Here is a 15,519-nt window from a genome sequence, read left to right on the forward strand (position 1 = left end):
AAAACGAGAAAGTGATGCGCTAATTACGAACAAAAAACAGAATTCAATGATAAAAAGCAGCACACAGATAAAAAAAACAATATCAAATTTCATTATTCAAAACAAAGCCCCGCATTTTTGACAATACAGGGCTCCGCTCAAACTATTATTTATACGAAATCCTACACAACCGTAGTTGCCTTGGCATCAACTGGCGATTCCTTTTCCGGAATACTAAATTCGCGATTCGCAAATAAATCCGCTAATCCCGAAATCTGTTTCAGACGCAACAATTCATCCCTATCCATCCCTATATTCTTCATTATCCATTGATCGGACATACCGGCCTTATCTAATTCAGCAACAATATGGCACATCAATTCAATGTTGTGGGTTCCACGCGCACGGTTGTGACGAATAGTGGAGCTCATTCGGTTGGACAAATCTTTATCAATAACTACAATTGGCAATAAGCCATTTTCACGCTGATAAATACGCTTGGAAGTTTTCAATACCGAATACCGGTGAAAACCGTCCACCAAGATATACAAATCTTTCTCCTTATCATAATAGCACACGCAAGGCATCGTAAATCCATCTTCCCAAATTGACAACTCCAACAATTTCATTTCAGGAGGAGCAACTATATTTGGATTATAATCATTGGCCACCACCTTCTCTACAGGTACAGCCTTCACATCGTACACCGGACTCTTTTTATTACTCATTGCAGAATATTTTTATATTGTTCCATTATTTGACTCCTCTTACTTATCTCTTCCTTCGTCGGCGAAAATCCCATATACTTGCACGCATGATCATTTTTAAGAATACAAATGCACATACGCTTATAAGTCGGTATTTCTTTAAATTCAGCAATATTGATATCATCCTGATACTCCATACGCACAGGCTTCTTCGATGTTTTATAATTGCTATTATCCATCACAATTATAGGTACCTTTGCAGCAATCAGTTTCTGTATTGTATTATCATTTAAACAACCGCCTTTCGTCCGCCAGAAGTTAACACTGACAGACAATTTTCTAAGATATCCTTTCCGCGCACGTTCCGGTAATGTAGATAACAGGAAATACATGAACTCTCTCCAAGTGTATCCTTCAGGCAATTTAATAGATTGCCAGCCCATAGCATGCGTTCCACCATACATACCTGTAAAGTTAACTCCATTTACACGTCCTACCATCTTCCCCCAAGTATTAGGATCGATAGCCCGGTAAAGAGATAAACTTTCGATGGCCTCCCCAATAAAAGGGCTCGCTACACGCTGACGTTCCAAATTTACGCCCGCCCTGTAATACAGATCATACAATATATTGTAATCCCAACGGAATTTGCCATTAGCTGTCCATACATCCGTCGTTTTCCAATCAAAAATGGGATAAGCATTATAAACATCGTTTGCCACCTTTGAAGTCCATCGATAGGTATGGTACATCTGATATTTACGATTCAGATAAATACACCTCCAACGGTTAAAACTTTCCTGAGTTCGTATGCCGATAAGACAACAAGTACGTACTGCGTCTTTCTTATCGTGTATCCATTTGGCAAAACGCATCTGAAATTCATAATCCCACATTTGAGCATTATAAAAAGGAAAATGTTCTTCAGTCATAGCATCTTTGGGCATAGGACGTACCCAAAGATTTTTCTTTCCCTTCTCCCATGGACGCCAAAAAGATTGGTACATGGAGGTACAAGTTGCCACACGGAAAGGAACGCACACACGATACACATCAAGAATATCCTTATTGGCTTCAAGCATGCGGTCTACATAGTCGATAGTCATCTTATACTGTATCTCATAATCCATATGAAACACACCTAAGCGTATATTCAAATTATTACGCCTTATATAGTCAATACATAAATTCAAAAGTACACCGCTATCCTTTCCTCCCGAAAAAGAAATATACACATTATCGAATTCATTAAAAATCATACGCAAACGCTCTTGCGCCAAGTCATACACATTTTTAGTAACAATTTCCTTTTTCATTCATCCCTCCACATCTTTACATAGCGTTTCCAAACTTTCTCAACAGTGAATCCCTGTTTCTCAAACGTCTCTTGGTGCTCGGTCTGAACAACAGCCGCAAGGGACTTTTCACCGGCAAAAGCAGAAACCACATCGATAAGTAAAAAAGAAAAAGCCTCTTCCTGGTCTTTATCTATATAATAATTATTGATTATAGCAACATTTCCTCTTTGTTCTATCGGAATAAAACCAACCACTTTTTTCCCGCTTACAGCAACAAACCAGACAAACTTATCCGTTGTTTTAAAAGGATAATTATTATTCATTTTCAGTACTTCCGGATCCATAACCAACGGGGCTACAAGCTTATACAATTGCTTATCCGTTCCGTTCAACTTCATTATTTGTATCATAATTGTGCATTTATTTAATTATTTTACAGTCTTATACTCAGACTTGAAAGTATTCAGCCAAGCAGAAAGCTCATCCAACATTAAATTTTTGTATAGAAAACTCTCTCGTATTCCCCATCCATGACCACCGGAAGGATATACATGCAATGTAGTTGGCACACCGTTCGCATTCAAAGCCAAATAATAATTCACTCCGTTTGCCGGAGGCACTGACTTATCATCATCACTATATACAATAAATGCCCGTGGCGTATCCTTTGTTACCTGTTTTTCATTAGAATATCGTTCTTCCAGCTCAGCAGAAGCATCGCTTCCTAAAAGGTTATTATGCGAGCCCATATGGGTATACTTTTTATCCATCGTAATAACCGGATAAAATAAAATCTGGAAATTAGGACGTACGTCAAACGCAGAATGCGTTGCTATAGTGGAAGCAAGATGTCCACCGGCAGAAAATCCCATTATACCAACATCATTCGGATTTATATTCCAGATGTCAGCACTATCCCTTACTACCCTTAAAGCTTCCTCAGCATCAGAAAAAGGTACTTCTTTATATCCGCCTTTCGGCATACGGTATTTCAAAACTACTAAAGCGATACCTTGCTTATTAAAATAAGGTGCCCAATCGTAACCTTCATGATGATATGCAAGACCACTGTATCCCCCACCCGGACAAACTACAATCACACGACCGGTAGATAATTCCGGAGCAGGAAGAAATACACGAATCGACGGTTTAAAATTGCCTTTCGATTCGTCAAAAGGCGCACTGTCCCTACCGTTAGTATTAGGCATTCCTCCTTGCCATAAATCAACATCAAAAGGTTTATGCGCATTTTGAGCATGCATACCTCCTCCCATCAATAAAAACGATAAAAGAGAAAAGCAAAGACGTAAATTCTTTTTCATGGTTTATACAAATAATAGTTTAGAATGTTACTAAAATTAATCAAGACAGGCAAAAGTAGTTAAAAACTACAATAAAAAAAAGGAAAAAGAAAGTATATGCTTTTGTATCATAAAAATAAATCCTTAATATAAAATTTGTTATATTATTAATATAATAAGAATCAGTTTATTATAATAAAATCTCATTCTTTTTAAAAAAAGATATTCTACATACTTAAATGAATATTTCTTGTTATTTAACATATTAGTTGAAAAAATAAAATCCATCATTCAAAAGATGTTCTTATTAGAGAATAAGTTAGGATAAAGAATTTTATATATTATATCAGATGTATAACCTTCTGAAAATAGTCTGCAAATGATATTATACAGATACATATTAATCAATTTAATGACATTAACAGAAAAACATCTGTTCAAAACAACCCGACTTTTTCAAAATCAGATGTCACATATACCCTATTTTGAAAATATTCCGGGATCTTTCCATATTGAAACAGCATTTGTATCCTTCTCTTTATAAGGCACCATAACCATAATCATCTATGTTATTTTTATTAATATTACATATATTACCACATTATCATTTTTTGTAATAACCATCCTTTGCCTTTTTACAAAATGGGATTGCCTCCAATAACCTCATCCTATTGGTAAATTAATCATAAAGCTATAAAGTGACCGTATGCAGTAACTTATCAATAAAAGATAAAAAGTAATATCTGTAAGTTTACATTCTGCTATCATTATACATCTACACATCATAGAGTAGTGTACACTATTAAAGATTAATTTCTTAGATACAAAACATCCGGGTGTTGTTATGCAAAACATCCGGATGTTATCAGTTAAAACATCCGGATGTTTTCAATCACAGAATAAGATTTTGCAGTAATAATATATTTATCTAATAAAAGAGTGATGTGTACTGGATTTAGTTGGCAGCTTCGGTTGTTATTACTGTATTAGTTCACTCAACAATTTTCAATAACTGAATAGGTTTACATTTCTGTTTGTTAGGCCTACTGTAGTTATCCTATTTGAATATCCAAATATAATGTAAATTATTCTATTTATTCCAATGTTCCGAGTACATAGATGTTATCTATATATAAATCCTGAATATCATCAGCAGTTTCCGATCCTATCTGGAACAGATTACAATTGGTATCGCCTATGATAAATCAAGCGTCAGTATTCCCGGTACATTCACTGTCGCTCGTGTCCGGTCTAAATGTAATCGTGCCGGTAAAGCCGCACGCTTCACCCCTATCGCCCATCGGCGAATGCTCTTCCCTTCCGGAGAAAGCAATTCCATACGATCACCGTCTTGTGGTAACCCGCCATACTTTTGCATCCCACGGGAATCCACCAAACGACAAGGAACTCCGTTTGTCTCTGCAAAACATTCCAATAGCTCATTAACGGAAAACAGAGTGGGAACCAATCCTTCTCCTTCGGGAGTATCCATAGTATAGCGGTACGTCGTTCCGGAAGGCAACAATAAAGAATCTGGTTTCTGTACCCAGGGAAGCAGGCCAGAAGTAGCCTGCACATTTATCCCCAAACAACATAAAACGAACCAAAGTATAGGTGTTTTTCGTGTAATAGATTTCATCATTCAAATTGTCTAAACGGTTTATTTTTCATTGATGTTGCCACAGCAGCAAAGCTAACCGAAAAAATAAAAGAGCCTTTGCAGTGTTGTCGCAAAGGCTTTAAATATTATATCAGAAATGGCAAAACAAGCATCAATAGTTAAGCCATACTTTAAATGAAGCTATTTTCTCCTTACTAACCAATATTTTATCTTTGAATGGTGGTATTACATCCACTACTACTTTATTCTGAAAATATGGTTCGATTTTTCGGATGGCATCTATCCCGACCAGTGTCTGCCGGTTGGTACGAAAGAAGTAATCCGGATTTAGCTGCTCGCTCAATTTATCCAAAGAAAAATCAACAATATGTTCTCTTCCCTGTTTGGTTACGGCAAATGTTACCCGGTTCTCCGAATAAAAATAGGCCACATCTCCTACCGGCAATGTTACCAATCGTTCCCCTACGGAAACCAGAAAACGAGTACGATAACGTTTTATCGGATTGGAAAGCGAACGCAACACCTCCAGCATTTCCTCCTGATGAGGTAATCCATCCACGGAATATCGGGTATGCAGTCGATCAAATTTATCCAATGTTTCCGCCAACCGTTCCCGATGAATCGGTTTCAATAAATAATCGATGCTGTTGACTGTAAAAGCACGAACAGCATAAGTATCAAAAGCCGTTGTAAACACAATCATGCTTTTCGGACAAGCCTTCTCTATCAAAAGAAACGAATTGCCATCCGTCAATTGGATATCCAGAAAGAGAAGGTCAGGATGCGTATTTTCACTAAACCACTCCGCAGCTTCTTCTATATTTCCGGGTAACAAAAGTATCTCCCATTCCGGACGAAGTTCTGCCAACATATGATTGAGCAGACGAGCGGCAGGTATCTCATCTTCAATGATAGCTGCGCGGATGACAACAGGATTATTATTCATACAGCAGAGGGATTTTAACGGTAAATAATTCAGTAGTCTTTTCTATAATAATTTCTTGCCCGCACACCAAACGATAACGGGAAGCAAGATTCTTCAATCCCATCCCCGAAGGTTGTACCGACTTCTTCGGACGAACACTATTACTCACTACCAACCAATTTTCATCCTCCGAAGAAAGGGACAGAACCATGGGTTGCCTTAGGGATATGATATTGTGTTTTATCACATTCTCTGCAAGCAATTGAAGCGTTAACGGAGGAAGTCTATATTCCAACAACGACTCATCCAACCGGCAATCTACCGTAATGCAATCACCTAACCGGACGCGGTGCAGAAATACATACGAATCGAGAAACTCCAGTTCACTGCCCAGCGTAACCAAACGCTGTTGCTGGCATTGAAGAATATATCGGTATACATCCGATAGATTTTGTGTAAACAAGATGGCATTCTCCGGATTGTACCCTATCTCCGATATCAGCGTATTAAGACTATTAAACAGAAAATGCGGATTCAACTGGCTTTGCAAAGCCTGATATTGCGCTTCGACAGAACTCTCTTTCAGATATATATTCCGCTTGTAAAGCACGATAGTATGCCGATAGAAATTATTCGCAGCCGTCAATCCTACAATCACCATCTCCACCAACCAAACGAGTAAAAGAAGCCGTATTCCCGACCAGCGAATATAAAACAACCGATCTACATCCGCCATCCACTTCAATCCTACAAATAACAGATAATTCATCAGCAACAGCGATATCCCCAAACCGGCATAATACAAGAACACCCTCCTGCGTCTCTCCACAAAGAAAAGAAAACCACGTTTCAACCAAGAGTCTATCAGAATAAGACAAAAACCCATCGCATTGAAAACCAACATTACTCCGATCATAAAGCTCAATGAAGAGAAATCCAAATCATCGCGTTTAGGCAGATCGGAATAAAGTGCCAACAACAAATATGAAAAACATCCCAATCCGGAAAAGAGGAGGACATTCAGCAATCGGATGTATCGAGAGTGAGAAGTTTTGACCATTTTTACCTGTCGCACGTTTTTCATCAACAAAGATAATTAATCTATCCAATAAAAGCCAGTACCTACAAAAGATTATCCGCCGCAACTTGATAAAACGGCATTCTCCCGGCCTTTGTTACAAACCGGGAGATCCCATTCAACAGATTATCCAAGCTTTTATCAGTATCATATTTTATTCCTTAACAGAGTCCACCCCTAACACCCGGACAAAATTCGAATAGCTTATCTGAGCTGTCAAACGTGATTGTACAAAGTTCATCTGCGCCGTTTGATGAAACATCTGTGCATCCAATACCCCATCAATTGAAATTTTACCTTCGCGATAGCGTTCCAATGCCATTTCCTCATTTTCACATGCCTTTGCCAGAGAGTTTTCGGTGAGAGTGACACGTTCTACGGCTTGCACATAGTTATAATAGGCTGATTGCACCTCAAGACTCACGGCATCTTTCACTTTATTATAATTATCTCTCGCAATAGCTACTTTGTAATCTCCCGCCCGTTTTTCATTACGGCGTTTTCCCCATTCGAACAATGGGATACTGACCTTTGCATACACAGCATAATTCGGATCGAGATCCGCCTTGAAATTATACCCCGGAGAACTATAACTGCCATCCAACCCGACATAAAACTGTGGCAGAAATTGTGCCTGATTCAGCTTGCGTACCGACTCCTGTATTGAGATTTTATCCTGTGCCATACGCAATTCCGGACGATTGCCCGTTGCCTGTTCCATATAGCCCGGCAAAGTACCTACCGAATAGATAGGAACCACCAGCGTATCGACCGGAAGCACCGATTCGAAATCCTCACCGACAAAAGAATTGAGCGACATACGAGCCACCTCGTAACCATTCTCCGCCTGCATCAATTGATAACGGGCATCGTTCAATTTTACCTCCGCCATCAACAAATCATTGCGATCTACCAACTGCACCTCTACCCGCTCGCGCACCACTTTAACCAATTTTTCTACCGACCGGGCAAACCGACAGGCAATATCTACTATCTCTCCGCGCGCTACTGTATTCCAATAACGCAGATCGGCTTCATAACTGATATCCGCCTTTATCATTTCGGCTTGGTTAAGGGCAAAACGACCTTCCGCCTGTGCCTTTTTCACTCCTTCACGAATACGTCCACCCGTATACAAGGGCTGGGTCAGTGAAACCGAAGCTCCATACTTCAAATGCCTACCCTCAAACCGTACCGGATTATCCGATGAAGGTAAATCCAAAGACAACTCTATGGGATTGCCTGTATAATCAAAATTGGCACCGGCAGAAAGTTTCGGTTTATAATCTGCTTTGGCTGATTTTTCGTATTCTTTACTCAATGCAATATTTTTTTCGGCAGCCTTCACATCTTGGTTATACTCCAATGCACGGCTACGGTAACGATTCAGCAAGCCGCTATCCTGCCCGAAGGCAGAAACAGCGAAAAACATCATCCACATGGCTAACAAAAATACCCTATTATTCTCTCTTCTCATGACTCTTTCTTTATTTTATAAAACACAGCATATAGTGCCGGGGTTACAAACAAAGTAAGCAGCGTGGCAAACGTCAAACCAAACACGATTGCCGCAGCCATCCCGGCAAATACAACATCGAACAAAAGAGGAACCATACCTAATATGGTAGTTACCGCAGCCATCAGCACCGGACGTACACGTGAAACGGTAGATTCAATAATAGCCGTATAAGGTTTTATTCCTGCGCGAAGTTGTACGTTTACTTCATCCAGCAACACAATAACATTTTTTATAATCATCCCCAACAACCCCAGCCAACCGGCAATACTGAAGAACCCGAACTCAGTACCTGTAACCAACTGACCGAACACAACCCCGGTCACCGACAGAGGTAATACAAGAAACGTTATCAACGGTTGGCGATAATTACGGAACAGAGCTACAAGAATAAGTACCAATAGCAATAGCGCCAACGGAAAGTATTTTGTCAATGCCGCCATTCCTTCCTTCTGCGTCTTATACTGTGCATCCCAGAAAAAAGTATATCCTTCGGGAAGCTGTATAGCCTCTACTTCTTCTTTTATTTCGGAATGTACTTCCGCCATTGTATGCCCTGGTTTTACATCACACATGGCAGCCATAGACAATTGCCGGTTATAGGTACGAACCAATGGAAATTCCCACCCGATACATATATCCTTTGTCACCTGTGCCAATGGTGCCGAATGTGCTCCGTTCCACACGGCAAGATCGCCCAAACGATCGAGATTCATCTCGCCGGATACATCCGATTTCAAAAGTACCGGTACCTTCTTCTCATTGTCACGGTAAATACCTACCGAAATACCATCACCAACCGCTTTGGTTGCCTCTATCATATCATCTTTACCGATGCTCAACCGCCCGGCCTTCACCGGTTCGTAGTCCGCCTGCACCATCATCGCCATGTTCCCCCATTCATTACGGGCATTAGCAACTTTCGGATTACGACGCATCACGCTAAGTGCCAATTCCGTCAAGGAGTCCAATACCGCCTCATCTGGTCCACAGAAACGGGCTTCTATCAAAGCCTGTGGTACGGTGTTCAATTCAAAACGGTTTACCCGCATAAAGATATCCGGAAACTGCTTCCCTACCGTATCACGAAGTATAGCCTGTAATTCACGGGCTTTTTCGGGTGAATAGGCTTCTACGAGGCATTGTGCATAGTTAGGCTGAGGGCCGAAAGCAGCATTGGCCAGATAAAAACGCGGCGGTGTCTGTCCGATAAAAGTAGATACCTGGCGGGTGTTCTCAAAACTTTCCAGAAAATCGGACACCTCTTTCGTAGCCGCTTCCATACGCTCTATCTTTGTACCTTCGGGCATCCACATGTCAATGGTAAAATATTGCTTATTGAGTTGCGGCGTAAAACGTTTCGGGATAAAACGGAATCCCCACCCCGAAAGAAGCAACAAACCAACCATTACCCCCAGTAAAATATATTTCCGACGGATGGCATGTTCCAACATTTTTCGAAACCAGTTGTACATCTTCCCTTGATAGAGTTCACTTTTTAATTCTTCCGGACGTGGACGCCTTACAAACAATTCAATGAACAATGCATTCTGTGTAATGGCAAATATCCAACTGAACAACAAAGAAACGGCTATCACAATAAAAAGAGACGAAAGCAGTTCGCCTGTGATATCGGGAGAAAGATAAACCGGCATAAATGTAAGGATAGCAATGACTGTAGCAGCAAGCAGAGGTATTGCCGTACCGGATACCGCTTTCATAATGGCGTTGCGTTTACGCATTCCACGCTCCATATTCATCAGAGCCGAGTCGAATATCACTATGGCATTATCTACAAGCATTCCCATAGCAATAATGATTGCCGCCAGGGACATGCGTTGTAAGGCAATTCCGTTGGCATGCATATAGATGAGAGTGGCAAAAATAGAAAATACCAGTCCGCTCCCTATCAGAATACCGTTTTTAAATCCTATAAAGAAGAGCAATACCGCCACGACAGTGAGAACGGAAATGATCAGATTAAGTATAAATCCGTCATTGGCGACAGCCGATTCATAACCTTGATCATAGATTGTCAGCAATTCGAAGCCATCGGGCATCTCCACGTTCGTACGCTCCACTGTCTCTTTCACAAGAGCAGCCATATTCACCACATTACCGTCTGAAACGGTAGAAATGGCAATACCTAAAGCCGGGGTATTGTTGACCTTCATCAGATTACGGGCAGGACGTGCATAACTCTCGCTTATCATCGCTATCTCTTTGAGCCGGAAATACTCACCGGTTTTTGAAACAATAGTCAGATTTTCGATTTCTTCCAGATTGGTAAAACTACCACGTGCTTCGATACGAAGACGGTTATTTCCATTCTCAACAGCACCGGCATCCACTACTTTATTCTGTTTCTCGAATGCACGGGCTATATCGGCTGTGGTAATTCCGGTTTGAACCATAAGCGAGGGCTGCAACAACACTTCGATCACCGGATTCTGGATACCGAATATCTCTACTTTGGCCACATCCTTGATTTTAAGCAATTCGTTCTTTATATTTTTAGCTTGATCTTCCAGTTCGCGATACGAATGTTTATCACTACACAAACCATAGAACACGCCAAGTACATCGCCAAAATCATCATTTACCACCGAAGTGGCTGCCCCTGCAGGCAATTTAGACTGTGCATCACCTACTTTACGCCGTAGTTTATCCCATAACTGCTGCATCTCGTCTGCACGAATCTCCTTTTTCACATAGACTGTAATTTTTGAAAGTCCTGCCCGATTGTCCGTCTTCAAATAATACACCTCACCGATTGATTGAATCGCTTCCTCCAATACATCGGTCACTTGGGTCTGCACTTCGTGCGGTGACGCACCGGGATATGCAGTAGTTACGAGTGCCTGCTTGATAGTAAAAGGAGCGTCTTCGAGTTTTCCCATTTTAAAGTACGAATAAAGACCGCCCGCCAACACCAAAAATAAAATCAACATAGCAAAAGCCCGGTTCTTTAAAAAGAATGCTACCATCTTCTTCATATTGCCTACCTATTTGATAATATTTACTTCCTGTCCTTCGGAAAGAAAACTATGTCCGCTCAGCACAACTTTATCTCCCGTAGTAAGCCCTGACAGGATTTCTATTTTATTGTCTCTCTTCAGATTGCCAATCGTCACAGGGATAGCCTCTACACGATTGCTTTCTGTCAATCTCCATACAAAGGTGCCCGTCGCAGGACGATGACACACAGCCAGTTGAGGGATAAAAACCGGACTTTCTTCCTGTATCGAATCTTCCGGAAAAGTGATTGACATCGTGCCACTCATACCTCCCGGTAGCTTATCGTCCCGATTGTCAAGAATGGCAGTCAGAATAAAGGATAGATTATTCGTAGTAGTAGTCTTGGACACCTGTACATCATCGGTAGCATACACTTTATCTCCCAAAGCATCAAAACGAAATTTCAGTTTATATCCGAAAAGGCCGTCCGGTTGCCGTTGCAATGCCACAGCCATATTTTCGGGAATATACGTTTCTATCTTCAAACGCGATAGGTCAATAAAACTGACAACAGATTGGGATGCACGTACATCTTGATAACGCTCTATATTCACCTCTTGCACATATCCGTCAAAAGGTGCCAATAAGCGGGTGTCTGCCAACTCATTGGCAGCCGTCTCATAAGCAGCCCGGGCAATAGCACAATCCGCCTTTGCTTTCTCATATGTGCTGGCAGAAATATTCTCTTTTGCATATAATGTTGCAACACGCTTAAACTCAGTCTCTGCCTGATGGTATACAGCTTCCGCTTTCTCCTTACGAACTTTGAAATCGCGATCGTCAATCGCTGCAATCAACTCACCTTTACGAAAAAACTGCCCCGATCGGACATCAAAATCCAATATCGGGCCGCCTACCCGAAAAGATAACTCCGTAGACTTAAAAGGTTGCGACAAGAAAGTGAATTCCCTTTCTCCTTCGCTGACAGCTTTCTCGGCACAGAAAACCCTGACCGACATCCTTTCTTCCTTCTTGTCTTTTTCACCCATACTGCATGAAATACCCAAAGTGGCAACAAGAAAAAGACAAACAAATTTCTTTACCTCCATATTCATTACCTACATATTTTTACGGCAAACATACAAGGTCATTTTCAAAATAGAAGGAAAAAAAATACTGAAGTGGAAAATCGGAGACTGAAACGGAAAAAGAAGGAACTGACTTATCGGCGTTTCGCCTTCCCTCCCATCTTATTTATTCTGACAATAGCATGAAACATGAAATAGCTTCCCAATACATTCAATTCCGTATCCCGTATAGCAGTTGCTGTAATGGTACGCATCAATGCATTCTCCTGCTGCAAAATATCATAGATTTTAAATCTCAGCAGCAACTGTTTTCGCTTAAAGAAAGACTTGGAAATTTGCATATTCCACATCAGATAATCATTCCCCTCATCTGTGCCATATCCGGCACGCAAATTCCAAACCGCATCGCTATACAACTCAAAACCGAGAGGAAAATACCACTGAACATTCATTCCGGTCTGATAATCAAATGTCTTTGTACGGATACTTCTTACATTATTATAAGAGTTATTATAAAGTACGGAACCTCGCACCCCCACCTCGAACTGTTCCGTACGATAGGTCAGAGTAAGTCTTTCACGAGCTGTTAAATGACGGACAGAGCTTTTCTGAGGTTCTTCTTTATTAAGCGTAGTATAACCATTCTTATTACTATAGCGGAGCATCGAATACGTACGTATCAGCCAGTGTTTATTCTTAAACGGGGTACTTAATGAAAAAGAGCCCTGTGTTTGCCAGTTACCATTCATGTTGACGGGTAGAGTCGTCCGTCCTCCGGTCTCACTGTCATAAGTCACCTGATTGGTCACACTGTTTAATGTATTCTCGGCAGTCAGTTGCAACACCATGTTTCGTTGGTGTTTTACATTGTAAGTGTTATAATTGAGATTAAAAGTGTTGGTATACGATGGTTTCAACGACGGATTACCCATACGGATATTCAACGGATTAGTCTGATCGGCAACAGGTTGGAGATCACGAACGGAAGGTTGACGACTCTTACCGCGATAAGTAATCTGCAAACGGGTACGTTTGGAAAACTTATATCGGAAACTCACTGTCGGTGAAAAGTTGAGAACACTCCGGGGAAGGCTATACTTAAGTTCATCCAACAGAAAATTGTCACTGACCGATTTTTGTGGTTCGAGATCGACTCCGACATTATAATTATATTTTTTCTGTGAAGTACGTACAGACAGATTCACCAGATGATTGGAATATTGGTTTTCAAAACAGTTACTGTTAAGTGTATCAGGGTCTTCTGTAAAATCTTCTAATTCTTTATTCCAATTGTAAGCTTTACGATCGGAATTGGACGTCCGATGTTGATAACTATAACGAAATTGAAGAAAATGTGCCCATGGCAACGGCTCCACGTATACAAGCTGAATACGATAGTTATCACCGTCTGTTTGATTTTCTATCTTCTGGTTCAGCACCTTTTCCGTCCCGTTTTTAAAATAACGTGTAGTGGCATAGTTAAGCCGGTCAGATGAGGAAGCATTGACCCCGTAATCAAGTTTCAAGGCGACATTACGTCCTCTACGGTTTAATTTACGGCTTATTTGCAACATCAGTGCCAGATTGTATTGTGAACTTTCCGACCAGTTGGAGGATTCTTTTTCATTCAGTTCCTCCTCATCCGCCCAACTCTTTTGATAACCGGCCCCCTGACGCTCCGCCGCAGAATAACGGAAAGTTGGACGAAAGATCAGATTAGTCACTGTATCTATTTTCCATTCCAAATATGCATTCCCCGTAATTCCGTCGTTTTTATTTCGCGTACTATTCGTACTATTCGTGATCGACTTTTCCTTTTTCATAAAATTATCGGTCATCGTACTACTTTCTTCCTTTCGGTCCGTACCGGCATATTGCACATTCGAACGAAACTTCACACTCCCAAAATCTTTACTAAAGTTAACTCCCAACGAACGAGAAGTCGTCAAGCCGGCCCTGCTGCGTGTATTGCCCGTGGCATTGGAGGATTCCTGTTGTAATTCCGAAAAGCCTTGATTGTTAGTATTATTCCAATTTGCAATGACGGTGAGTTGTGAAGTTTCCCGGATACGATTCATGGTATTAGCTATTTCATAGCGACTCTTGCTTCCCATGCCGCCAAGAAAATTGTTCATCCAACCCTTCTTCATATCCTTTTTTACAGAGAGATCAAGAATCATCTCCTCTTCGCCGTCATCAATCCCCGTAAGGCGTGCCAGATCGGACTTACGCTCATAGGCTTTCAATTTCTCCACCATCTCCACAGGGAGATTCTTCAAAGCAGCCTGCGGATCATCTGAAAAGAACTCTTTACCATCTACCAATATCTTTTTCACCTCTTTACCCTGAATCATTAATTTTCCATCCGAAGTGATCTCTCCACCCGGCAGTTGCTTCACAAGTTCTTCGAGCATGGAACCTTCAGGAGTACGAAATGCGGAAGAGTTATACACAGTAGTATCATTCTCGGTAACTGCCATTGGCGCTTTGCCCGTTACAACAGTTTCCTCTAACATGAAACCATCGGGAGCCAGACAAATATCACCCAATTTCCAATCCTTATTATCAAATACACGATTAACGGCTGCATAACCGATACAGGACACATGAACGGATATCTTTCCCGACCTACGAACAGAAGCAGTAAGAGAAAAACACCCGTCTTCTCCGGTTGCTCCTCCGGTGATAAACGTACTATCGGGCATTGCATAGATCTGAACAGCGGCATAAGGTATCGGTTCCTGAGTTTCTTCGTCAAGAACACGTCCGGCAAATACCAACTTACCGGACTGTGCCTTAACCTCCATCGTTGCATATACCATTTGCAATATGCAATAAATTAAAAGAGCCTGAAAGCAACCTATATACCTATTTATATTCAATGAATTCGTATTAGATATTTTTATCAGATGATTTACGCTATTTAAAGATTAGAGTAAAGAGTCATTATAAAGTTAAAACTAAAGGTTAGTTTTTAGGGTTTATTAAAGATTGGCATTTCTATCATAGCTACCCACCACTTAATCATAACTTTTCTATCACCTCTTT

Annotated in this window: 10 protein-coding genes and 1 pseudogene; all 11 read right to left on the bottom strand. The window is 40.9% G+C overall.

Annotated features, from left to right (window positions below; genetic code table 11):
- Window positions 1–161 precede the first annotated feature (161 nt).
- Complete coding sequence (locus tag RB604_RS16170; protein WP_005931563.1) at window positions 162–707, bottom strand: IbrB-like domain-containing protein; 546 nt, start codon at window positions 705–707, stop codon at window positions 162–164.
- Window positions 704–2,002: a DUF3440 domain-containing protein gene (locus RB604_RS16175; protein WP_005931560.1), complete on the bottom strand. Its 1,299-nt coding sequence runs from the start codon at window positions 2,000–2,002 to the stop codon at window positions 704–706. Before RB604_RS16175 ends, RB604_RS16170 begins: the two co-directional genes overlap by 4 nt.
- Window positions 1,999–2,394, bottom strand: a complete 396-nt coding sequence (locus RB604_RS16180; protein WP_005931558.1) for a hypothetical protein — start codon at window positions 2,392–2,394, stop codon at window positions 1,999–2,001. The genes RB604_RS16175 and RB604_RS16180 overlap by 4 nt, the downstream gene beginning before the upstream one ends.
- Window positions 2,395–2,424: 30 nt before the next feature.
- Window positions 2,425–3,192, bottom strand: a pseudogene (locus RB604_RS16185) (alpha/beta hydrolase); the annotation flags it as partial.
- 1,288 nt (window positions 3,193–4,480) lie between these two features.
- Window positions 4,481–4,927 carry a hypothetical protein gene (locus RB604_RS16190; RefSeq protein ID WP_229103578.1) on the bottom strand — a complete coding sequence of 149 codons (447 nt, stop codon included), beginning with the start codon at window positions 4,925–4,927 and terminating at the stop codon, window positions 4,481–4,483.
- Between the two features lie 130 nt (window positions 4,928–5,057).
- The gene (locus RB604_RS16195; protein WP_005931545.1) at window positions 5,058–5,852 is read right to left on the bottom strand and encodes a LytR/AlgR family response regulator transcription factor; all 795 of its coding nucleotides are present in this window, start codon (window positions 5,850–5,852) and stop codon (window positions 5,058–5,060) included.
- Window positions 5,845–6,915 (bottom strand): sensor histidine kinase, encoded by a 1,071-nt coding sequence (locus RB604_RS16200; protein ID WP_005931542.1) that lies wholly within the window; start codon window positions 6,913–6,915, stop codon window positions 5,845–5,847. The genes RB604_RS16195 and RB604_RS16200 overlap by 8 nt, the downstream gene beginning before the upstream one ends.
- A 148-nt stretch (window positions 6,916–7,063) precedes the next feature.
- Window positions 7,064–8,386 (bottom strand): TolC family protein, encoded by a 1,323-nt coding sequence (locus RB604_RS16205; RefSeq protein WP_005931539.1) that lies wholly within the window; start codon window positions 8,384–8,386, stop codon window positions 7,064–7,066.
- A complete protein-coding gene (locus tag RB604_RS16210) occupies window positions 8,383–11,421 on the bottom strand; it encodes an efflux RND transporter permease subunit (RefSeq protein WP_055294374.1) in 3,039 nt (1,012 codons plus the stop codon). The genes RB604_RS16205 and RB604_RS16210 overlap by 4 nt, the downstream gene beginning before the upstream one ends.
- Window positions 11,422–11,430: 9 nt before the next feature.
- A complete protein-coding gene (locus RB604_RS16215; RefSeq protein ID WP_005931530.1) occupies window positions 11,431–12,498 on the bottom strand; it encodes an efflux RND transporter periplasmic adaptor subunit in 1,068 nt (355 codons plus the stop codon).
- 107 nt (window positions 12,499–12,605) lie between these two features.
- On the bottom strand, window positions 12,606–15,293 hold the full coding sequence (locus RB604_RS16220; RefSeq protein WP_229103579.1) for an outer membrane beta-barrel protein: 2,688 nt from the start codon (window positions 15,291–15,293) through the stop codon (window positions 12,606–12,608).
- Between the last annotated feature and the right edge of the window lie 226 nt (window positions 15,294–15,519).

This window comes from Bacteroides salyersiae (assembly GCF_031172035.1).
Lineage (GTDB): Bacteria > Bacteroidota > Bacteroidia > Bacteroidales > Bacteroidaceae > Bacteroides > Bacteroides salyersiae.